This window comes from Streptomyces sp. SYP-A7185 (assembly GCF_046103685.1).
Lineage (GTDB): Bacteria > Actinomycetota > Actinomycetes > Streptomycetales > Streptomycetaceae > Streptomyces.
Map to the genome: position 1 here is coordinate 7,243,176 of NZ_CP122310.1, position 20,909 is coordinate 7,264,084.

The window sequence follows — 20,909 nt, forward strand, 5'->3', positions numbered from 1 at the left end:
GCGGTACCGCCAGCGTAGAGACCCTTGGCCCGTAAGGGAACATGTGACATAGTACTGGCGTGACAAAGCGGCTGACCTGCGATGTTGTGGTGATCGGCGCCGGGATGGTGGGCGCCGCCTGCGCCTTGTACGCCGCGCGGGCCGGCCTGTCCGTCGTCCTGGTGGACCGCGGCCCGGTGGCCGGCGGCACGACAGGATCCGGCGAGGGAAACCTCCTCGTCTCCGACAAGGAACCCGGCCCCGAGCTCGAACTGGCCCTTCTCTCGGGCCGGTTGTGGACGGAGCTGGCCGCCGAGCCCGGCATCGGCACCCGCATCGAGTACGACGCCAAGGGCGGCGTGGTCGTCGCGTCGTCCGGTGAAGGGCTCCCGGCGCTCGCGGAGTTCGCCGCCGGGCAGCGTGCGGCAGGGGTCGACGCACGGCCCGTCACGCCCTCCGAACTCCGCGCTCTCGAACCGTGGTTGACTCCGGACGTGGCGGGCGGCGTCCTGTACCCGCAGGACGCCCAGGTGATGCCGTCGCTGGCGGCCGCCCACCTCGTGCGCCTGGCGCGCGGAGCGGGGGCCGAACTCCGTACGGGCCCGACCGTCACCGCCGTGCTGCGGACCGCGGCCCATGGCGTGCGCGGGGTCCGCACCGACCGGGGCGAGATCCACGCCCCGTACGTGGTGAACGCGGCCGGCACCTGGGGCGGCGAGGTGGCCGCCCTCGCCGGGGTCGGCCTGCCCGTGCTGCCGCGGCGCGGCTTCGTCCTGGTCACCGAGCCGCTGCCGCGCAGGATCCGGCACAAGGTGTACGCCGCCGACTACGTGGCCGACGTGGCCAGCGGATCCGCCGCGCTCCAGACCTCACCGGTGGTCGAGGGCACGGCGGCGGGGCCGGTCCTGATCGGCGCGAGCCGCGAGCGGGTCGGCTTCGACCGGAGCTTCTCGCTGCCGGTCGTGCGGGCCCTGGCGGCGGGAGCGACCCGGCTCTTCCCGTTCCTCGCGGAGGTCCGCGCGCTGCGGACGTACGTCGGCTTCCGCCCCTATCTGCCGGACCACCTCCCCGCCATCGGTCCCGACGCCCGGGTGCCGGGACTCTTCCACGCCTGCGGCCACGAGGGCGCGGGGATCGGACTCGCCACCGGGACCGGGCACGTGATCGCCCAGGCGCTCACCGGGGCGGCCCCGGAGCTCGACCTCGCCCCCTTCCGCCCCGACCGCTTCGCCGACACCCCGCCCCAGGAGGCCCCGTGAAGGAACGCACCCCCCTGGCCCTGACCCGCGCCCGCCCGAAACCGCCGCACACCGTCACCTTCGACGGCCGCGCGATCCCGGCCCTGCCGGGCCAGACGGTGGCCGCCGCGCTCTGGGCGGCGGGCGTCACCGCCTGGCGCACCACGCGACGGCACGGCGAACCGAGGGGGGTCTTCTGCGGCATCGGCGTCTGCTTCGACTGCCTGGTGGAGATCAACGGCCGTCCGAACCAACGGGCTTGCCTGACACCGGCCGCACCGGGCGACACGATCCGGACGCAGGACGGCGACGGCCACGACGGGGAGCCGGGGGAGGGGCGATGAACGGATCGCGCGCAGACGCACCGCCGGGCGGCACGCTCGCCGTGGTCGGCGCCGGACCCGCTGGACTCGCGGCGACGCTCGCCGCGGCGCGGCGCGGGGCAGGGGTGATCCTGATCGACGCGGCCGGGCAGGCGGGCGGGCAGTTCTACCGGCAGCCCGCGGCGGAGCTCGGCGCGCGCAGGCCGCGGGCCCTGCACCACCGGTGGCGTACGTGGGAGCAACTGCGCGACGGACTGGCGTCGTTGATCGCCGAGGGCCGCGTGGCCCACCTGACCGAGCATCATGTCTGGTGCGTGGAGCGGCACTTCGGGGACGACGAACCCGCCGCCGCGCACGCCAGGCCCCTGCCCCCGCCCCCCGGCGGACACCGCTTCACCGTCCACGCGCTCCTCGGACCCGCACAGGAGCGGTCCGCGGCCGTGCACGCCGACGCCGTTCTCCTGGCGACCGGGGGATACGAGAAGGTCCTGCCGTTCCCCGGCTGGACCCTGCCCGGAGTGCTCACCGCCGGCGGCGCGCAGGCCATGCTCAAGGGAGGCCTCGTCCTGCCCGGGCGTACCGCCGTCGTGGCCGGGACCGGACCGCTGCTCCTGCCCGTGGCCGTGGGGCTCGCGGCGGCCGGGGCGAAGGTCGCCGCCCTGGTCGAGTCCACCGGCCCCCAGGCCTTCGCGCGGCACGCGGCCGCCTTCGCCGCCCACCCGGACAAGCTCGCCGAGGGCGCCGGATACGCCGCACGCCTGCTGCGCCACCGGGTTCCTTCGCTGCCACGCCACACCGTCGTCGAGGCACACGGCAAGGGCGCGCTCGACGCGGTGACCGTCGCCGCCCTCGACCCGGCAGGGCGGGTCAGGCCCGGCACCGGGCGGCGCATCCCCTGCGACACCCTGGCCGTCGGTCACGGCATGCTGCCGCACACCGATCTCGCCGAGGGGCTCGGCTGCCGGGTCGAGGGGCCGGACGTCGCCGTCGACGCCGAGCAGCGCACCGACGTCCCCGGCGTCTGGGCCGCGGGCGAGACCACCGGCATCGGAGGCGCCGCCCTCTCGCTCGCCGAGGGGCACATCGCCGGCCGCTCGGCCGCCGCCCGGCTCCGGGGCGAGGTGCCCGACCCACGTGCCTGGGCCGCCGCTGCCGCGTCCCGTGCGAAGGCCCGGACGTTCGCCGCCGCCGTCGACGCCGTGTACGCGCCGCCCGCGCACTGGGCCGAGCAGCTGCGCGACGACACCCTCGTCTGCCGCTGCGAGGAGGTCCCGGCATCGGCGGTCCGCGCGGCCGTCGGGGAACTGGGGGCCACCGACGCGCGGAGCGTGAAACTCCTGACCCGGGCCGGCATGGGCTGGTGCCAGGGTCGCATGTGCTCGGCCGCCGTCGCCGGACTCGTGGGCTGCGCCGAGCGGTCCGCGCGCCGGCCGTTCGCCCGGCCGGTACCGCTCGGCGTCCTCGCGCAGACCCCCGAAGCGCGGGACGGCGACGAGGACGAACCGCCCGCCCCGCGCTGACCCGCCGTCACCGCACCCCACTGCACCCCACCCGCCAGTCACCCGCCGCCTCCCTCCTCACCTGCACCGAAGGGACCACGCCCATGACCACGCCCCCCGACCGCTCCCGCCCCTGGCACGGTGTCCTCGTCGCCACCGCGCTGCCGCTGAACGACGACCTCTCCGTCGACCACGGCCGCTTCGCCGCGCACTGCGCCTGGCTCGTCGAGAACGGCTGCGACGGCGTCGTGCCGAACGGATCGCTCGGCGAGTACCAGGTCCTCACCCCCGAGGAGCGCGCCAAGGTCGTGGAGACCGCCGTCGCGGCGGTCGGTGGGCACCGCGTGATGCCCGGCGTCGCCGCCTACGGCTCCGCGGAGGCCCGCCGCTGGGCCGAGCAGGCCAAGGACGCGGGCTGCGCGTCCGTGATGCTGCTCCCGCCGAACGCCTACCGCGCCGACGCGCGCTCCGTCCTCGCCCACTACGCCGAGGTCGCGCGAGCGGGCCTGCCCGTCGTCGCGTACAACAACCCCGTCGACACCAAGGTCGACCTCGTGCCCGAGCTCCTCGCGCAACTGCACGCCGAGGGGTACGTACAGGGCGTCAAGGAGTTCTCCGGCGACGTACGGCGTGCCTACCGCATCGCCGAACTCGCCCCGGAACTCGACCTGCTGGCCGGCGCCGACGACGTCCTGCTGGAACTCGCCGTCGCGGGCGCCAAGGGCTGGGTCGCGGGCTACCCGAACATGCTCCCCGCCGCGTCCGTCGAGCTCTACCGCGCGGCCGTCGCCGGAGACCTGGCCACGGCGGGCAAGCTCTACCGCCAGTTGCACCCCCTGCTCCGCTGGGACTCCCGGCCGGAGTTCGTCCAGGCCATCAAGCTCTCCATGGACATCGCGGGGCGCCACGGCGGCCCGTGCCGGCCCCCGCGGGTGCCGCTGCTGCCCGAGCAGGAGAAGGCGGTGCGCGAGGCCACCGAGCGGGCCATCGCCGCCGGCCTCCGCTAGCAGCGCCGCCCGCACCCGCCCGCGTACGGAAAGGCACCGCACATGCGCAGCAAACTCGTCCTGCACGCAGTCGACTCGCACACCGAGGGCATGCCGACGCGGGTGATCACCGGCGGCATCGGCACCGTCCCCGGCGCCACGATGAACGAGCGCAGGCTCCACTTCCGCGAGCACCGCGACGACATCAAGCAGCTCCTGATGAACGAACCGCGCGGCCACGCGGCGATGAGCGGCGCGATCCTCCAGCCGCCCACCCGGCCCGACTGCGACTACGGCGTGATCTACATCGAGGTGTCGGGCTATCTGCCGATGTGCGGGCACGGCACCATCGGCGTCGCCACCGTCCTCGTCGAGACCGGCATGGTCGAGGTCGTCGAGCCGGTCACCACGATCCGCCTGGACACGCCCGCGGGCCTCGTCGTCGCCGACGTGGCCGTCGAGGACGGCGCGGCGAAGGCCGTCACGCTGAAGAACGTGCCGTCCTTCGCCGTCGGCCTCGACCGCAAGATCACCCTGCCCGACGGCCGCCCGGTGACGTACGACCTGGCCTACGGCGGCAACTTCTACGCGATCCTGCCCCTGGAGCAGTTCGGTCTCCCCTTCGAGCGCGGGCGCAAGGACGAGATCCTCGCGGCGGGCCTCTCGCTGATGGCGGCGATCAACGCGGAGGAGGAACCGGTGCACCCGCAGGACCCGTCCATCCGCGGCTGCCACCACGTCCACCTCTACGCTCCCGGCGCCACCGCCCGGTACTCCCGGCACGCGATGGCCATCCACCCCGGCTGGTTCGACCGCTCGCCCTGCGGCACCGGGACGAGCGCGCGCATGGCCCAGCTGCACGCGCGCGGGGAGCTGCCCCTGGACACCGAGTTCGTCAACGAGTCCTTCATCGGCACGCGGTTCGGCGGACGGCTCCTTGGAACCACCGAGGTCGCGGGCGTCCCCGCCGTGCTGCCCAGCTTCACCGGGCGCGCCTGGGTGACCGGCACCGCGCAGTACCTCCTCGACCCGGACGACCCGTTCCCCGCGGGGTTCGTCCTCTAGGCGGGGATCCGTTCCCCGGCGGGCTGGGATAATCGTGGCCCCGTGGCACTCGTAGCACGTGACATTGCACCCTGGAGGAACCGCTCCCATGGCCGCCCGGCGCACCCCCGCCCCATCCGCCGCCCCCGCCGCCCTGCCGAGCCTGGGCGGCACGCGCAGCAGCTACCGCGAGCGGGTCGCCGACGCCTTGCGTGCCGCGCTCATCGCGGGTGAACTGCGCGCGGGCGAGGTGTACTCCGCGCCCACCCTCGCCGTGCGCTTCGGCGTCTCGGCCACCCCGGTGCGCGAGGCCATGCTCGACCTCGCCAAGGAGGGGCTCGTCGACACGGTGCCGAACAAGGGCTTCCGGGTCACCGCGGTCTCCGGGAAGCAGCTCGACGAGTACAAGCACATCCGCGCCCTGATCGAGATCCCCACCACGGCGGAGCTGGCCACGTCGGCCGACCCCGCCGCGCTCGAGGCCCTGCGCCCCACCGCGCGGGAGATCGTCACCGCGGCGGCGGACGGCGACCTCATCGCGTACGTCGAGGCCGACATCCGCTTCCACCTCGGCCTGCTCGCGCTCTCCGGCAACGACCACCTGGTCGAGGTGGTGGGCGACCTGCGCAAGCGCTCGCGCCTGTACGGGCTCCAGGCCTTGGTCGACGCGGGCCGCCTGGAGGCGTCGGCCGAGGAGCACCTGGAGATCCTGGACGCGCTGCTCGCCCGCGACGAGGACGCCGTGCGCGCGGTCATGACCCGACACCTCGGCCATGTGCGCGGCCTGTGGGCCGCCGAGTAGCGCAGAGGCCGCCAGCCCGGACGCCCGTCAGCTCAGACGCCGTCGCCCGGGACCAGGAACAGATGGATCGACTGGTCCTTGGCGCGGAAGCGCTCGTTCGCCGCGCCCTTCTTCGCCCGGTCGGACACGATCACCACGTAGTCCGGCGAGACCCAGGACACGCCCTCCGGATTGCCGTAGACCGCGCGGCCCTTGCCGTCCGTGGGGAGGCGGTGGACCGTGCCCTCGTCGACCCGCCACTTCTTGGTGTCGATGCGGCCCACCCAGAGCGCGGACGAGGCCTGCGACAGGACGGCGATACGTCCGTCGCGCACCGACACGCTGGCGTAGTCCTCGAAGGGCAGGGACGCGGGCAGCCGGATCGTGGCCGTGCGGATCCAGCGCTTGCCGCCCTGCCGGAAGACCTGGATGCGGCCGCCGCCCGGGGTCCTGCCCTTCTTGCCGCCCGCGCACCGGTTTCCCTCGCACAAGGCGAGCAGATGGTTCGCTCCCGAGCGTTCGACCCACTCCAGGCCTTCCATGCCCTTGTTGGCGTCCGTGAGATCGAAGTCGAGCAGGGTGGAGCCGACCGGGCGCAGCTTCTCGTCGAACTCGTGGACGCGGGCGCGGAAGCCCTTGGGCTTGACCGGTTCGGCTTCGCTCAGCGTGAAGTAGTGGTCGCGTCGGTCGTCGTGGGCGAGATCCTCGTAGCCCTCGTTCGCCCGCGCCCCGCCGGCCTTCCCCTTGGTCCCCTTGCCCTTGCCTTGGCCGGCCGTCTTGCCCTTGCCCTTGCTCTTGCGGGGGTCGAGGACGCCGTTCTCCGGTGCCTTGGGCGACAGCTCGCTGCTGACCCGGATGAAGGAGGGCAGGTTGTCGCAGACGATCAGGAAGGCGCCGTCGCGGTAGACGACACCGCTGGCCTCCAGACGGGAGCCCGCCCCGTCACCGATCAGGTCCTTGATCTTGGCTTCCTTGACCAGGCGGAGCTCGTGCACGGCGTCGGCCTTGGCCGGCTTCTTCGTCGCGGTCATGACGGCAGTACCTCCATCGCACCCGGGAACGACGCCCCGCTGGCGCCGTTGGGATAGGTCTTGCGCAGCTCGGCGAGCTGCTGTCGTGCGTGGTCGTAGCGCATCCGCGTGTAGTGGAAGATCCCGTGGGTGAACTGCCGGCCGCGGCTCAGCTCCCACTGCCGGTACGCCGCGCGGTACACCTCGTCGTTGGTGAACTGCCGTCCGGTGAAGGGCTGTCCGTGCGGGGTCGTGGACTCGCCGTACGCGGCCGGCGCGACCAGCTGCCACAGCCCGTCGGTTTGCCCGGAGCCCTCCGCACCGAGCAGCGCGGCGACCCGGTCGGGGCCGAACTCCGTGTCCAGGAGGTACTCGATGTGGTCGAGGTAGTACTGGCAGAAGTCGTGGTTGCGCAGCAGGTTGGTGAAGAGCGGGATCCGTGACTCCGCGTGCGGCGCGTGCGTGAGGCGGCAGTAGTCACGGGTCATCGCGGGCCAGTCGAGCAGGTCCGTGTACTGCCACGGCGTCGAGAAGAAGTCGATGCCGGAGCTGTTGTCGTAGTCCCAGGGGATGAAGGTGAAGTGCGGGCGGGACATGAAGCCCGCCGGGTCGCCGAGGCGGCCCGCGTTGTAGAGGTAGTAGTTCGACGGCGTCGCGAAGTAGTTGTCCCAGCTGCCCAGCAGGACGTTGGCGCCCGCCCAGCGCAGGAAGGCCGGCACGTTCAGGATCTGCTCGACCGCGTCGCGGAACGCGTCGGACGCGAACCGGTCGCTGCCGCCGCCGAGTCGCACGCCGTTGATGGCCCGTACGAGCGTCGCGAGGTCGTCGTAGGTGTTGGCCGAGGGATCGTCCTCGTTCGTCTTCAGGCGGTAGGTGCGCTCGTCCTCCTGGCTGCCCCGGGTGAAGTACTGCCGTCCGTCGTCGGTGCCGTCCGTGCCCGAGCGGTGCTCCAGGGTCGCGCAGCCGACGTCGCCGCAGTACGCCTTGTAGAGGTTGCCCTCGGCGTTCTTGCCGAAGTGGTCCTTCAGGAACTTCTTGTCGACCTGCTCGATCACCGAATAGAGGCCCATGTAGCGGTCGTTGAGGAAGAACGTGGCGTACGTGTGCTGCGCGGCGGGGATGCCCGCCCGCTCCAGGAGCCGCCAGGCCACGGCCTCGCGCATCTGCGACGGGTCGTTGTACATCGCCTTGAGGTTGATCCGCTCCATGCCGTAGAGCCGGTCCTCGCTGTCGCCGACCTCGAAGTCGATCTTCCAGGAGCGCTTGGGGGCATGGGCCGTCATGTTGCCGCTGTTGACCATCGAGAACGACGGTGTCGCGAGCAGGGTGTCGGCCGGGGTCGCGCTCCTCGCCAGGGTGAGCCGGGCGCCCGGCGGCGCCTCCATCACCTCGTCGGCCGTCAGGACGCCCGGCGGCCAGCCGGTGACCTTGACCTGATACATGTCCTGAGCGAAGAACTCCGTTTTGTTCTCGGCCGTATTGAGGAGCTCGTCGACGATCCGCCCCATCTCCGTGAGCCGTCCGTCCGCGTCGAGGAGCACGAGGCTCCCGTCGGCCGAGGCCCCCGAGAGATCACCCTGCTCGGCGAGCAGCAGGTCGTACAACGCGCTGAACTCGGCCTTCGTGCGCAGCGAGGCATCGGCCGGGCCCGCCGCCGCGTTGGCCCGCTCGGCCAGCCGCCGTCCCGTGCCCGGCGGCAGGGCGGAGAGCGCGACGCTCTGGTTCTTGAACGCGTCCCGGAACGTTCCCTTGCCGATGGTCCTGTCCATGACGGCCTCCCTGGGATCGCTGGCCTGAACTTTCCTCTCTACGCCCGGCGCCGCATGACCGCCAGGCCGATATCCGGCCTGGCGGACACGCGGTGGTGCGCTCGTGCTCAGACCCCGAGGATCCTGATCGACGGGTGGATGGCCGTGTTCAGGTAGAGCTTCTCCTTCTTGCGCTCCTGCTCCAGCTCCATCACCAGGCGGTACCGGTGCACGCCCGGCTTGGCGTTGCTCAGGACCGTGCCGGCCCAGTAGTAGTAGACCGGCGTCAGCGGGGACCGCATGCGGTCCGCCATCCCGTAGATCTTCAGCTCGGTGAAGATCTTCCGCTCGGCCACGTCCTCCTCGTCGCCCAGCTCGGTGTCGAGGAAGGTGATGTTGTTGATCTTCGGCATGGGGGGCCAGGTGCCGTCCGGCCGCTTCTCCATGTCGATCGGGCGCACGATCCAGTTCAGGACCTGGCCCTGCTTGCAGACCGTCTCCAGGGACGACGTGCCCTGCCCCTTGCCGCCGATGCTGTTGTCCATCATGTACATCGAGTCGCTCAGGGAGCCCGTCTCCGTGGCCCGCTCCATGTTGATGAGCGTCACGATGTTCAGCTGGACCGAGTTCAGCTGGCCGGGGTTCTGCTTGTGCACGCCGGCCGACTTCTCCTGCACGCTGCTGGTCAACTCTCCTCCTTCGCGTACGTCGTCGTGTCGGGCGCTAGCCGACGAGGGACGAGGACAGGGTGGTGGCGATCGGCTCGTCCCTCGTGCCCAGCTTGAACTTGAGCTGGTACGTGACGTTCGCGACGTCACGCTTGACCGTGCCGGTCCAGTAGGCGACGTCGGTGCCCGGATAGACCTTGCGCTCCGGCACGCAGATGGAGCTGTCGATCACGATCCCGTCGATCGCCACGAACGCCTCGCACTCCAGCGCGAGCGCGTTCCACAGGAGCTGGTCGCCCTTCTTGGCGCGCGTCTGGAGTTCTTCGGTGCCGAAGCCGGTGGATCCCGCGGACTTGTTCGTGTCGTACATGTACAGGTGGCCCTGGAGACTGCCGGCTGCCAGGGCGCCCACACAGTCCACCACGGCGGTGATCGAGATGGGGCGCCTCGCGGCTCCGGTCTCCCGCCGCCTGGGCGTGGTCGTCGTCATCTGCTCCTCCTTCTGGCTGAAGTCCGTGCGGGATCAGGGGGTGCCGGGCCGCGCGCCCGCGTCCGGAGGGATCGGCAGCATGCCCATGCCCGCCTTGGTGAAGGCGTTCCGCCGGGGCTCCGAGGTGATCTTCAGGGTCGAGGGACAGGTCAGGTCGACCGCCTCCCAGCGCAGTTCGCCGTTGAGCCCCACCAGCTTGTGCAGCTGGATCCGCATCACGTACGAGTACGTGCCGGGCCGTGAGGTGTCGACCGTCGCCGACCAGTACCAGCCGTCGGTGACCAGGTCCGGGGAGCCGTACTCCGCCGGGTACATGATCTTCGAGTCCACGGCCTCGCCGTAGATGTCGGTGATCACCGGGGCGGGGTAGGTGTACGCGGCCGTGTTGTCCTCGGTGAGGACCTTGCCGGTGACGTCCAGGATCTTCTGGCCGGACAGCCGCCCGCGCGTGCGCCGCGTGGTCTTGACGCGGGCACCGACGGTCCTGCGGACCTGGCTCAGCTCCTCGGTCTGGTCGGCGCCGGCCACCGAGGTCTTGCCCGCGAGGTCCTGGAGCGCGGCCAGGGCCTGCTCGTCGGTCTGCCGCGCGCGGTCGAACTCGTAGCCGCGCGGCACGGTCGGCGGGATGGAACCGAGGCTGTACGGAAGCCAGTTGAGCACCTGCTCGCTGGCCTGTGAGCCGTCCCGCCAGTAGGAGCCGTTGATCGCGGTCACGAGATCGCCGGTTCCCTGGTTCGTCGAACCGTGCAGCTTCATGTTGTCGAACAGGTAGGTGTTGCCTTCGAGTGACTCGGACTCCAGCGCGCTGCCGACGTCCACGAGCACGATGATCGCCAATTGTTGGGGCATGTCTCCGCCTTTGTCGCCGTTACTGGATTCCCGGCCCTTGCCGTGGCGCTCCGGCCCACGCCGGCGCTACCGGCACATCAGCGCGGGGGTGTCGACGTGCATGACGCTGTTCTCGCCCTCGTACATCTGGAGCTCCAGGCGGTAGCGGTAGGCCACGCCGGGCGTCAGCCAGTTGGGCACCACGCCGGTCCAGACGTCGAGGTCGAGCTTGTCGCCCTCGGAGTCGCCCCCGCCCGGGGCGCCGTGCGCCTGGCCGTGGGGCTGGTGGTGCTGCTGGCCGTACTGCTGGCCCTGCGCCGCACTCCGTCCCTGGTTCTGGTTCTCGGGGACGAACGAGATGTTCTTGATCTCGACCGGCGTCTGGAGGTCCACGGCCAGGGCGGTCCACGAGACGACCTGGCCCGGCCTGACCACGGTGCACAGGTCCGGCGTCCCCTGATGGGCGCTGTCGTGCCCGCCGTCGTCCATCATGCAGAGATTGCCGTCGAGCAGCGTGCTGCCCGAGAGCGCTCCGATGACGTCGACGACCGCGATGATGTTCACTTGCGGCTTCATCCTCACTCCTCCTGTAGGCGCTAGCCCCGGTCCCGCACCAGCGGGACCTTGCCGACGGCCGTCCGCTCGATCTCGGCCGACAGACGGGGCACGAACGTGAGCTGGAAGGTGTAACCGGTCTTCTGGATCGACGCGGGGTTCGCCTCGCCGTGGTTGAAGAGCGACAGGGAGCGCGGCAGGGCGTTCACGAACAGCTGCTGCACCCCGTGGGGGCCGAGCGCCGTGTCCGTCCGGTACGTCAGGCCGAGCACGTCGTCGACCGAGGCGAACAGCGTGATGACCTTGGCCTCCCGGTGGTTCACGAACTGGACCTCGTGCGCCACCGCGTCCAGGTCCACCGCCTCGGCCGCCTTCAGCTCGTCGCGCACCGCGTCGTAGGCGCGGGCCGCCGAGTACTGGCTGTCGTTGATGTGCAGCACGTCGCCGGTGCGGCCCGCGAACTCGAACCGCTGGGTCTTCAGGCCGGGGCCCTCCGTCCTCGGCCGCCGGATCATCCGGTCGCCCAGCTTGAGCCGCAGGAGCGGGGCCTCGTGGGCGTGCAGGCGGGTGACGACGAGTTCGCCCTCCTCGCCCTCGGGGACCCAGCGCCCCTCCTCGTCGACGATCTCGATGAAGTGCAGGCCGGGCACCGCAGAGAGGTGGGGCGACGCGGGGTCCAGCTGGAGGCCGATGGTCTCGGCCTGGGTGGCGGCGAAGTAGCTGAGGATCGACAGGTTCGGGTACAGGGCCCGGAGCTCCACCCGCTTGCGCTGCGACAGGACCCCGCTGCCGTACAGGGCGACCCGGAAGCTCTCCCGGTACTCCTGGCGCATGCCCACGCCGAGTTCGCTCAGGATGCCGATGCCCGCCGAGATGCCCATCAGGGCCTTGGGGCCCCGGTAGGAGAACATGTGCTCCAGAACGGGGGCCGTGACCGGGCCGGCGCCGACGTAGTTGACCCCGGGCACGTGCTGGAGCACACCGCCGACCATCGTGCCGCTGCTCCACATCTGGTAGTCGGCCAGCGTGGTGAACAGCCACTTGGGGTCGGTGCCGGCGAGGAACCCGGCGAGCTGATAGGTCCCCATGAAGCGCCCGGCGATCTCGTACGTGTCCTTCAACTCCCTGAGGGAGTAGACGACTTCGAGCGGACGGCCGCCGCTGGTGCCGCCGCTGGCCACGATCTCGAACTCGCCCCGGGTGAGGGGCACCACCATGCCCGGCCGGGACTCCATGAAGAAGTCGCGCTGGGTGTCCTTGTCCGACAGCGGGATGCGCTGCCACGCCTCGTACGTCTCGGGGGCGCGCACGGTGCCCGCGCCGCGCAGGCGGTCGCGCCACAGGGGATTGAGCATGACCGTGTTCACCATCTGCTTCAGACGGCGCAGCACCACGGCTTCCTGGATCTCGTGCGCGATCTCGCTGTACGGCGTCTGGCAGACCCGCTCGCATTCGCGCAGCTTGCTCGCGAACGAGGGAAGAACGGTGACGGCTTCAATGGATTCCGGCGACAACTCCCAGTCCGGGATGAGCCAGTCGGCCAGTTCGCGGGCGCCGCCGGGCGCCGGTGCGATCGGTGGAACGTGTGTGGCCTGTGGAACATGCGATGTACTCAACATCCGTCCCCTCTAAGCTGTTTCTGTTCCCTTTTCGCTGCTGAGCAGGTCCTGACCTGTCCTTCTGATTTCGGAGATCAGCATCCGGAAGTGTTCGCCGGTGATCTGGTGGTTCATCATGACCACGCGCAGGGCGGCCACCCCGTCGACGTTCACTTTGGAGATGAAGAAGTTTCCCCGGAGCTTCACGCTGTTGCGTATGGCGATCTGGAGACGATGGACGTCCTCTTTCCGGAGGCCGGCCGGGTGATATCGGAAGCACAGAATGTTCGCTTCCGGGCGGTGCAGCGTCTCGAAGTCCGGCTCGGCCCTGATGATGGCGTGGGCCTCCTCCGTCAATTGGCAGAGATACTCGATCTTCTCCGCGAACAAGGCCCTTCCGTACATGGCCCAGAGTGACCACAGGGTCATGATCATCGGACGTTTCGTGCATTCGAAGTTCTTGCCACCGCTGTCGTACGCGGTGTATATGTCCGGCTCCTCGTCGAACACATAACTGGCCCGCTGCCGGAACGCGGTGCGGCACGCCTCCTTGTCCCGGTAGAAGAGCAGCGTGCAGGGCGCGGGAACGAACATCATCTTGTGCGCGTCCCAGGTCAGGGAATCCGCCTCGTGGATGCCCCGCAGCTTCCCGCGGAGCGTGTCCGACACCAGGAGGCTCGCTCCGTGGGCGCCGTCGACGTGCAGCCACAGGTCCCTCTCCCGGGCCAGCGCCGCGAGTTCGTCGAGGGGGTCGAAGGCGCCGAGGGACGTGCTGCCCGCCGACGCGACGAGGCAGAACACCTTCAGGTTCTGCCGCTCGGCCGCGTCCAGCGCGGGCCGTGCGTCGGCCACGCAGATCTGCCCCCGGCCGTTCAGCGGCAGCCGGACGAGCTGGGCCTCGCCGATGCCCATCACACCGGCCGCGCGCGCGACGCTGTAGTGCACGTCCGCGCCCACGGCGATGGCGGGCCGCGGCTGGCCCCGCAGGGCGGAACCGCCCTCCGACCAGTAGCCGGGCAGCTTCTGGTTGCGGGCCGCGAGGAGGGCGGTGAGGTTGGCCAGCGACCCTCCCGAGGTGGTCACCATGGTGAAGCGTGCCGGATCCCAGCCGATGAAGCGGTTCAGTTCGTCGGCCATGATCCGTTCGACCGCGTTGGGCAGCTGGGCCGCCTCGTAGAACGAAGCGGGCTGGTTGACGACGGAGCTGACGAAGTCGATGACGCCGGCGAGCGGTACGACGCCCGAGAACTGACGGCCCATGTAGCCGGGCGAGTGCACCTGGATACCGGTCCTGACGTACAGGTCGATGATCCCTGCCAGCTTCTCCTCGTCGAACGCCGCCACCCGCTCGCGCTCCGTCGTCATCAGCGCTTTCGCCGCATGCGACAGGCTCGCGGGATCGGTCAGTTCGAGCCCTCTGATCGAGAGATCCGAAAGGTGCTTCTCCAGCTTCGCGAGGGCGGTTTCGGAAGTCGCCCGGAACAGCTGGGCGTCGAACGCCTCGAGCAGTAACCCGCTCTTGTCGGAAGCGGGATGGTGCGGCCGAGATTCCGTCACGGGGGTCTCCTTCGGAAAGTCCCTGTGTTACCCGACATGTGGGTGTGGGCGGACGCGACCTGCGCAGAATCCAGTGGTCGAGCATGCCGACGGGCGTAAGGAATTCGAATGCCGATTCGATTGCGATGGGACGGCCCGGCTGGTCGAGCCGGGCGGTGACTCATCCGCTCCGCCGGTGCCCTGGTCAGTGGCAGCCGCACGGAACCCCTGGAAAGGGCCGCCTTTCCTTCGTGGTTCCCCCCACGTGGAGCACCGTAGAGGTAAATGTTTCGAAGAGGTGACCCTTGCAATGGTCTGTCCAAAAAATAGCGCGCCCCGCCTGATGGGTCGTCAATAACTCTTGGCCACATCTGTGTTCACAAGTACCTCAGCCGTCGGGCGTCCTACTCGGCTTTCGGACAGGGGGCCGGCCTTCCGTTTCCGGGCCGCACAAGGGCTGAAGGGGGGATTCGCCGTCGGGATCTCGTCAGCGGCGAAAAAGTTTTGCCATGGTCATGTGACCGGCCAGTTCGTCGTGTTCCTGTCGGGAGGAGCGTCCGATTCCTTTCGGGACGGCTTCTGGCCATGGTCGGCCGTGCCAAAGGAGCGTGCCGTGTGAGGGAACGAGAAAAGAGAAAGGCCGGCGGCCCCGTGGGTCCGCCGGCCTCTGGTGTCCACGGCTGCCGTCAGCTGCCGTGGACGGCCGGTCAGTCGTCGACGGCGTCGAGCACGTCGGCCAGGTCCACGAACTTGAAGCCGGTGGACGGCCGTTCGGAGTCGCCCGGGGCGTCGTGGCCGTCCTGCACGACCAGCAGCCCGTGCGGGTACTTCTCGCCGAGCGGCTTGTTCAGGACCGCGGCGCCGTCGCACTCCTCGGAGCCGTCGAGCGTGGCGGAGGCCGCGGTGACACGGAAGCCGCCCTCGTACTCGTTGCGGTCGGACAGCTCGCGGTCGTAGGCCGCGAAGGTGTCGTCACCCTGGCTCGACGCCAGCAGGTAGCCGTCGCCGTCCTCCTCTTCGAGGAGCGTCAGCCCCTCGACGTCGGCCTTGAGGCGCTTGCCGCCGTAACCGGGGTCGGCGCCCGCGGTGCACTCCTCGGTCGCGGGGTCGTACGTCGCGGGGACGCCGTACTCGCGCACCTTGTCGACCAGTTGGGGCTTGCCCGTCAGGTCGGCGCGCAGCCGCCAGATGCCGACGTCCTCCTGGCCCGCGTACAGCGTGCCGTCGGCCGGGTCCACCACCATGCCCTCGACCTGGGGCAGTTCGCCGGGCTCACCGCAGGGCGTCCACGACGTGCCGTTCGGCAGGCGGAAAGCGGCGGGCAGGTCGAGCGTGCGCACCTTGCGGTAGCCGACCGTGCCGTCGCTCTTCGGGGTCAGTTCGAGGAGCGCGATCGCGGTCCGCTCCCGTCGGCTGACCAAGGCGTACGACCGGCCCGTGGAGGAGTCCGTCCACGTCGCGAGGCCGTAGGCCGTGCGCTGCTCGTTGATCTCCTCCTGCGAGGTGGAGAAGACGGGCGGCGCCGACGGGTCGGTGACGTCGGTGAGCGGGCCGCCCGCGCGGTCGCGGTCGATGCGGTAGACGCGCAGCCGGTCGTTGCCGCGGTCGCTGGTGACCGCCAGGTCGGCGCGGCCCGATGGCAGGCGCAGACCGTGCACCAGGTCGACGTTGTTGAAGCGGCCGGGGGCGTCGTCGGGGCCCGGCGCCGCGGGCGCGGGGACGGACTGCACCTCGCGCGCGGAGAGGTCGTACACCCGCAGTCCGCCCTGCTTGGCGGTGGCGACGACCAGGCTGCGGCCCGGGTCGGCGGTATTGCGCCAGATCGCGGGGTCGTCGGCGTCGGCGTCGCCGCCCGCGGTGTCGTCGTGCAGGGCGGGGGTCTCGGCGCGCGGCTGGACGGCGGGCAGCGGCGAGACCGCGACGGCACCGGAGCTCAGCGGCGCGGTCGCGGCCACCGCCGCGAGGGCCGCGACGAGGGCGATGCGGGCGAAGGCGGGGCGGGGGAGGCCGGATCGGGGTCTGCGGGGCTTGGCCATCGAGGGATCCCTTTCTGTCATGGGTACCGCAGGGCGCATCCACTCTGTGATCTTGTCGTGAAGACTCTCCGTCGGATGGTGTGACGGGCGGCGGTCCGCGAAGTGAACGGACGGCATCAGGTGTCCCGCGGCCCTCACGGGATCGGGGCGGTGCCGACTGTCCGTAGAATCGCCGGGTGCCACTGTTTCGGCTTCGGCGTTCTCGCGCCAGGCCAAGGGAGTTGCCCATGACGAAGAGGACGAAGAGGGCGAAGCGGTGTGAAGATGCGACGTGAGGTGACGGCTGAGCTGACCGTCACGGAACGCGGCCGGGCCTCGGTCGTGTCCGCGGCCGGTGCGCTGGACGCGGACAATGTGGGCGATCTGGAACAGGCGTTGGCCCGGGCGGTCGACTCCTCCGAGGAGCGCGTCCGCACGATTCTGGACCTCTCGGGTCTCGAATTCGCGGATTCGTCGGTGCTGCACGCCCTCCTGGCGTCCCAGCGCCGGCACCGGGCGGTCGGGAAACGGCTGGTGGTCTGCGGTCCCTACCGGCACGTGGTGCACCGGCTGTTCGAGGTGACGGGCACATCGGCGTACTTCGAGCTGACGGCGGACCTCGACACCGCGCTGTCCCCGGCCCGGTAAGGAGGTTGTGCGCGTGACTGCCGACGCACCATCCGACTGGCCGCGCGAGAACGGGCCGTCGGCGCCGCAGCCGGCCGGCTCGCCGGCCGCTTCCCCCGCGCTCCCCGCCACGGCGGAAGCGGCGCGCGGACACGTCCTGCGCGTCCTTCAGGAGAGGGCCGACCGGTGCGGCGACGCGGTCGGCGAGCGCGCCCTGGCCGACGTCCTCCTCGTCGTCTCGGAGCTGTTCACCAACGCGCTGCGGCACGGCGGCGGCGTCACCCGCTTCGAGGTGAGCGCCGGTGACCAGGTGATACGGGTCACGGTGGGCGACCGCTCGGCGGAGCTGCCCCAGAACCGGAGACCCTCCGGACACCTCGCGGTTCCGGGCGGCGAGGGCGGCTACGGCTGGCCCCTCGTCCGGCAACTGGCCACGGACGTCACCCTCGTTCTGGACCGGAGCGAGGGCAAGCTCATCACCGTCTCGCTGCCGCTCGCCTGAGCCATGGCCTGAGCTCTGACCTGGCCGGTTTGGCCGGACGGACCCGAGGTACCCGGGTGGCCGGTGGGGCCAGTTACGCAAATCCCCCCGAATGGGGTGGAATCCGTGCAATGGGTTGCTTCCGCCGTACTCAAGGGGAGACGGTCGTGACGTCCACCGACACGCTTCGGAAGGGAGGTGGGGTTCGCATCGCGTGCCCAACGCCATGAGCGCACCGAGACAGTCGGAACAGTTGGAGCAGTTGGAACAGCGGGAAACTACGGCGCGCAACGCGCCACCGGTCCTGGCCGACGCCTGGATCACCGCACCGCACGCCGTGCTCGTCGCCGACGGCGCGGGCTTGGTGGCGGCCACGAACGAGGCCGGACGGCTTCTCCTGCCGGACGCGCGCGGCGGCACCGCCCTGCGCGAGGCCGCACCGGAGTGGCTCGCCGAGGCACACACCCTGCTCGCCGGAGCGACGACGCGGCAGGAACCGCACGCCGTACGCGGCGAGATCGGCGGACGCAGCTTCGAAGCCCGCCCGAGCCGCCTGGACGCCGGTCACTGGGCCTGGTGGCTGGCGGAGGACACCCACCGGTGCCGGGCCGAGGACGACCTGCGCGCGGAACGCGGACGCACGGCTCTTCTCGCCGACGTCTCCCGGCAGTTGCTGGCCTCCCTCAACGTCGAACGATGCATGGAGGTGACGGCCACCATGGCGGCGGAACATCTCTGCGAGGCGGCGATCGTGATCGCCCCGGGCCGCGGAAACGTGTACCCCGTGACCTACACCGGACCGGCGGGGGCGGCCACCCACACCACCCTGCACCTCGACCTGACCGAAGTGCCCGGTCTCAGCGAGGCGATGCAGGGCTTCCCGCCGGTGCCCTCGCGCTGGATCGACCCCGCCACGCTGCCGGACTGGGCCGTGCCCGCGCACTTCGCCGGTCCGGTGTGCTCGGTGGTGATCACCCCGCTGCCCGGACACGGGGTCCCCGCGGGCGTCCTGATGCTGCTGCGGTCCACCGGGCGCCACGCGTTCACCGACGCCGAAGAGGTCTTCGCCCGGGTCTTCGCCGCCCGCGCCGGGGCCGCGGTCTCCGCGGCCCGGCTGTACGCCGAACAGAGCGCCATCTCCCGTACGCTGATGCGCGACCTGCTGCCGCCCGAGCTGCGGCCGGTCAACGGCGTGGAGTTCGCGGGCGGTTACCTCGCCGCGGGCGCGGGAGAACACGTCGGCGGGGACTTCTACGACGTGCACGCGGGCCGGACACCGGAGGACGAGACGCTCGCCGTCCTCGGCGACGTCTGCGGCAAGGGCCTCGAAGCGGCGGCGCTCACCGGCAAGATCCGCAACACGGTGCAGGCGCTGCGCCCGATGGGCCACGACCACCAGCAGCTGCTCACCCTGCTCAACGAATCGCTCCTGCGGACCGAGGACGCCCGGTTCGCCACGCTGGCCCTCGCGTCCGTGAGCCGCCGCGGGAACGCCGTGGACCTGCGTCTGACCAGCGCGGGCCACCCGCCGCCGCTGATCGCCCGGGCGGACGGCAGCGTCGACGAGGCCGAGACGCGGGGCACCCTGATCGGCGCCCTGCCGCAGATCACGTCGAGCACCGCGCATGTCCGGCTGAAGCCGGGGGAGGTGTGTCTCCTGTTCAGCGACGGCATCGTCGAGGCCAAGGGAGGACCACTGGGAACGGAGATGTTCGGCGAGGAGAGGCTCTCGCGGGCGCTCTCGGAGTGCTTCGGCATGATGGCCGAAGCCGTCGTCGAACGCGTACAGATGCTGGCGTCGCAGTGGGTGGGCCACGGCCCCCACGACGACATGGCCGTGGTCGCCATAGCCGCGCCGCGCCACCAGCACCTCAGCGCCGTGGACGGACACACCCGAGGGAGGTACACCGGATGATCGCTCCCCCTCACGATCCGGCCGGGGCCCCTGGTCGGACCAGGACCTCCGGTCGGACCGGGACCCTTGGTCCGACGGACACCCCTGACCCGCTCGCACCGGCTCGGGCTCGGCTGTGGGACGACGTGCGCGAAGGCGACGAGGTGGCCGCCGCCCGCACCGTACGGGCCGCCGTCGACGCGGGCCACCCCTACGAGAGCGTCCTGCTCGACGTCATCGCCCCCGTACAGCGCAGGGTCGGCGTCGAATGGGCGGCCAACCGCATCAGCGTGGCCCAGGAGCACGCGGCGACGGCCATCAACGACCGGGTCATCACCCTCACCGCGGCCGCCGGCGTGCCGGACCCGCGACCGGCGCCGCCGCGCGGGCGGATCACCGTCGCCTGCGTGGACGGGGAGTGGCACGCGCTGCCCGCGAGGCTGCTCGCCGAGGTGCTGCGCCTGCGCGGCTGGCGGGTCGATTTCCTCGGCGCCCACACCCCCGCCCCGCACCTGGTGCGCCACCTGCACCAGCAGGTGCCCGACGCGGTGGCGCTCTCCTCGTCCATCCCGACGAACCTCCCGGTCGCCCATGCCGCGCTCACCGCCTGCCAGGCCGTCGGGACGCCGGTCCTCGTCGGCGGCGCGGCCTTCGGGCCCGGCGGCCGGTACGCCGGGCTCCTCGGCGCCGACGCCTGGGCGGCCGACGCGCGGGACGCCGCCGAACTGCTCGACCGGGGTCTCGCCCGCCCGGACGTCCTGCTCCACCAGGCCGTGGACGACCTGCCCCACCTCATCGACCAGGAGTACTCGATGGTCGCCCGCACCCGGGGCGAGCTGGTCAAGGAGGTCCTCGCCGAACTGGAGCGGCTCTTCCCGCCGATGGCCGGCTACACGGTCCTCCAGCGGCAGCACACCGCCGAGGACATCGCGCACATCGTGGACCACCTCGCCACGGCGCTCTACGTGGACGACGACGGCCTCTTCACCCGGTTCCTCGACTGGACGGCGGACATCCTCACCGCGCGGGACGTCCCCGCCCGCAGCCTCCTCATCGCCCTGGACGTCCTGGGCGGGAGGCTGGCCGACTTCCCGCGCGCCACGCGCGTCCTGAACGCGGCCCGCGACGTCCTGCCGGCCGGAGACGGCCGCACCGGAGCACACCAGACCGGAGAAAACGTATGACTCGCCCCGTCTCCCGCCTCAGCCTGCACGCCGAGTTCCAGCAGGGCGTCGTCACCGTCCACGTCGGTGGAAGCCTGGAGTTCGGGGTGACGGACAGCCTCCTCGCCACCGTCACCGACCACCTCGACCGCGCCCTGGCGGGCAGCCGCCCGGTGCGTCAACTGAACCTCGACCTGGCCGGGGTGACGTTCGTGGACTCCATGGGCCTGGCCGCCCTGCTGATGGCCCGCCGCGTCACCGACGCCCGCGGGGTCGCCCTGCGGCTCAGCCGCCGCCCCGAGTCCCTGGACCGGCTGCTGCGCCTCACCTGCACCTTCGACTACTTCATGGCTCCCGCCGCGTCCGGTGGAGCCGCGACGCCCGACCAGTAGGGCCAGCGGGGCGGGCCGTCGGCGGGAGGGGCCCCTGGGACGCCTCCCGCCGGG

At 71.3% G+C, this 20,909-nt stretch carries 20 protein-coding genes; 11 read left to right on the top strand and 9 right to left on the bottom strand.

All coding sequences use genetic code 11. From position 1 onward, the window contains the following. Positions 1 to 59: 59 nt before the first annotated feature. The 6 genes from QBL25_RS31745 (at position 60) to QBL25_RS31770 (ending at position 5,871) form a co-directional block, all read left to right on the top strand. Positions 60 to 1,238, top strand: coding sequence for an NAD(P)/FAD-dependent oxidoreductase (locus tag QBL25_RS31745; protein ID WP_409060373.1), 1,179 nt, complete (start codon positions 60 to 62; stop codon positions 1,236 to 1,238). Further along, the gene (locus QBL25_RS31750) at positions 1,235 to 1,561 is read left to right on the top strand and encodes a (2Fe-2S)-binding protein (RefSeq protein ID WP_409060374.1); all 327 of its coding nucleotides are present in this window, start codon (positions 1,235 to 1,237) and stop codon (positions 1,559 to 1,561) included. The genes QBL25_RS31745 and QBL25_RS31750 overlap by 4 nt, the downstream gene beginning before the upstream one ends. Further along, positions 1,558 to 3,060, top strand: a complete 1,503-nt coding sequence (locus tag QBL25_RS31755) for an FAD-dependent oxidoreductase (RefSeq protein ID WP_409060375.1) — start codon at positions 1,558 to 1,560, stop codon at positions 3,058 to 3,060. The genes QBL25_RS31750 and QBL25_RS31755 overlap by 4 nt, the downstream gene beginning before the upstream one ends. Before the next feature lie 83 nt (positions 3,061 to 3,143). Then, positions 3,144 to 4,046 carry a dihydrodipicolinate synthase family protein gene (locus QBL25_RS31760; protein ID WP_409060376.1) on the top strand — a complete coding sequence of 301 codons (903 nt, stop codon included), beginning with the start codon at positions 3,144 to 3,146 and terminating at the stop codon, positions 4,044 to 4,046. Between the two features lie 42 nt (positions 4,047 to 4,088). Continuing rightward, entirely contained in the window at positions 4,089 to 5,090 is a 1,002-nt protein-coding gene (locus tag QBL25_RS31765) for a proline racemase family protein (RefSeq protein ID WP_409060377.1), read from the top strand. Positions 5,091 to 5,178: 88 nt separating this feature from the next. Then, on the top strand, positions 5,179 to 5,871 hold the full coding sequence (locus QBL25_RS31770) for a GntR family transcriptional regulator (protein ID WP_409060378.1): 693 nt from the start codon (positions 5,179 to 5,181) through the stop codon (positions 5,869 to 5,871). A 32-nt stretch (positions 5,872 to 5,903) separates the two neighbouring features. On the opposite strand, the gene QBL25_RS31775 is transcribed toward QBL25_RS31770, so the two are convergent. The 9 genes from QBL25_RS31775 to QBL25_RS31815 all read right to left on the bottom strand — a co-directional run bounded on the left by QBL25_RS31775 (position 5,904) and on the right by QBL25_RS31815 (position 16,319). Then, positions 5,904 to 6,881 (bottom strand): hypothetical protein, encoded by a 978-nt coding sequence (locus tag QBL25_RS31775; RefSeq protein WP_409060379.1) that lies wholly within the window; start codon positions 6,879 to 6,881, stop codon positions 5,904 to 5,906. Next, complete coding sequence (locus QBL25_RS31780) at positions 6,878 to 8,629, bottom strand: CotH kinase family protein (protein ID WP_409060380.1); 1,752 nt, start codon at positions 8,627 to 8,629, stop codon at positions 6,878 to 6,880. The genes QBL25_RS31775 and QBL25_RS31780 overlap by 4 nt, the downstream gene beginning before the upstream one ends. A gap of 107 nt (positions 8,630 to 8,736) precedes the next feature. After that, complete coding sequence (locus QBL25_RS31785; protein WP_409060381.1) at positions 8,737 to 9,297, bottom strand: hypothetical protein; 561 nt, start codon at positions 9,295 to 9,297, stop codon at positions 8,737 to 8,739. A 34-nt stretch (positions 9,298 to 9,331) separates the two neighbouring features. Continuing rightward, positions 9,332 to 9,766 carry a hypothetical protein gene (locus QBL25_RS31790; RefSeq protein ID WP_409060382.1) on the bottom strand — a complete coding sequence of 145 codons (435 nt, stop codon included), beginning with the start codon at positions 9,764 to 9,766 and terminating at the stop codon, positions 9,332 to 9,334. A gap of 33 nt (positions 9,767 to 9,799) precedes the next feature. Further along, positions 9,800 to 10,615 carry a hypothetical protein gene (locus tag QBL25_RS31795; protein ID WP_409060383.1) on the bottom strand — a complete coding sequence of 272 codons (816 nt, stop codon included), beginning with the start codon at positions 10,613 to 10,615 and terminating at the stop codon, positions 9,800 to 9,802. Between the two features lie 66 nt (positions 10,616 to 10,681). Next, a complete protein-coding gene (locus QBL25_RS31800; RefSeq protein ID WP_409060384.1) occupies positions 10,682 to 11,170 on the bottom strand; it encodes a hypothetical protein in 489 nt (162 codons plus the stop codon). A gap of 20 nt (positions 11,171 to 11,190) precedes the next feature. After that, complete coding sequence (locus QBL25_RS31805) at positions 11,191 to 12,765, bottom strand: hypothetical protein (RefSeq protein WP_409060385.1); 1,575 nt, start codon at positions 12,763 to 12,765, stop codon at positions 11,191 to 11,193. A 12-nt stretch (positions 12,766 to 12,777) separates the two neighbouring features. Next, complete coding sequence (locus tag QBL25_RS31810; protein ID WP_409060386.1) at positions 12,778 to 14,304, bottom strand: pyridoxal phosphate-dependent decarboxylase family protein; 1,527 nt, start codon at positions 14,302 to 14,304, stop codon at positions 12,778 to 12,780. 686 nt (positions 14,305 to 14,990) lie between these two features. After that, entirely contained in the window at positions 14,991 to 16,319 is a 1,329-nt protein-coding gene (locus tag QBL25_RS31815) for a phytase (RefSeq protein WP_409060387.1), read from the bottom strand. A gap of 264 nt (positions 16,320 to 16,583) precedes the next feature. Between QBL25_RS31815 and QBL25_RS31820 the strand changes: the two genes are divergently transcribed. The 5 genes from QBL25_RS31820 (at position 16,584) to QBL25_RS31840 (ending at position 20,855) form a co-directional block, all read left to right on the top strand. Continuing rightward, the gene (locus QBL25_RS31820) at positions 16,584 to 16,946 is read left to right on the top strand and encodes an STAS domain-containing protein (RefSeq protein ID WP_409060388.1); all 363 of its coding nucleotides are present in this window, start codon (positions 16,584 to 16,586) and stop codon (positions 16,944 to 16,946) included. A 13-nt stretch (positions 16,947 to 16,959) separates the two neighbouring features. Then, positions 16,960 to 17,427 carry an ATP-binding protein gene (locus tag QBL25_RS31825; protein WP_409060389.1) on the top strand — a complete coding sequence of 156 codons (468 nt, stop codon included), beginning with the start codon at positions 16,960 to 16,962 and terminating at the stop codon, positions 17,425 to 17,427. A gap of 205 nt (positions 17,428 to 17,632) precedes the next feature. Next, on the top strand, positions 17,633 to 19,321 hold the full coding sequence (locus QBL25_RS31830; RefSeq protein ID WP_409060390.1) for a PP2C family protein-serine/threonine phosphatase: 1,689 nt from the start codon (positions 17,633 to 17,635) through the stop codon (positions 19,319 to 19,321). Then, entirely contained in the window at positions 19,318 to 20,484 is a 1,167-nt protein-coding gene (locus QBL25_RS31835; protein ID WP_409060391.1) for a B12-binding domain-containing protein, read from the top strand. The genes QBL25_RS31830 and QBL25_RS31835 overlap by 4 nt, the downstream gene beginning before the upstream one ends. Beyond that, positions 20,481 to 20,855 carry an STAS domain-containing protein gene (locus tag QBL25_RS31840; protein ID WP_409060392.1) on the top strand — a complete coding sequence of 125 codons (375 nt, stop codon included), beginning with the start codon at positions 20,481 to 20,483 and terminating at the stop codon, positions 20,853 to 20,855. Before QBL25_RS31835 ends, QBL25_RS31840 begins: the two co-directional genes overlap by 4 nt. Positions 20,856 to 20,909: the final 54 nt, after the last annotated feature.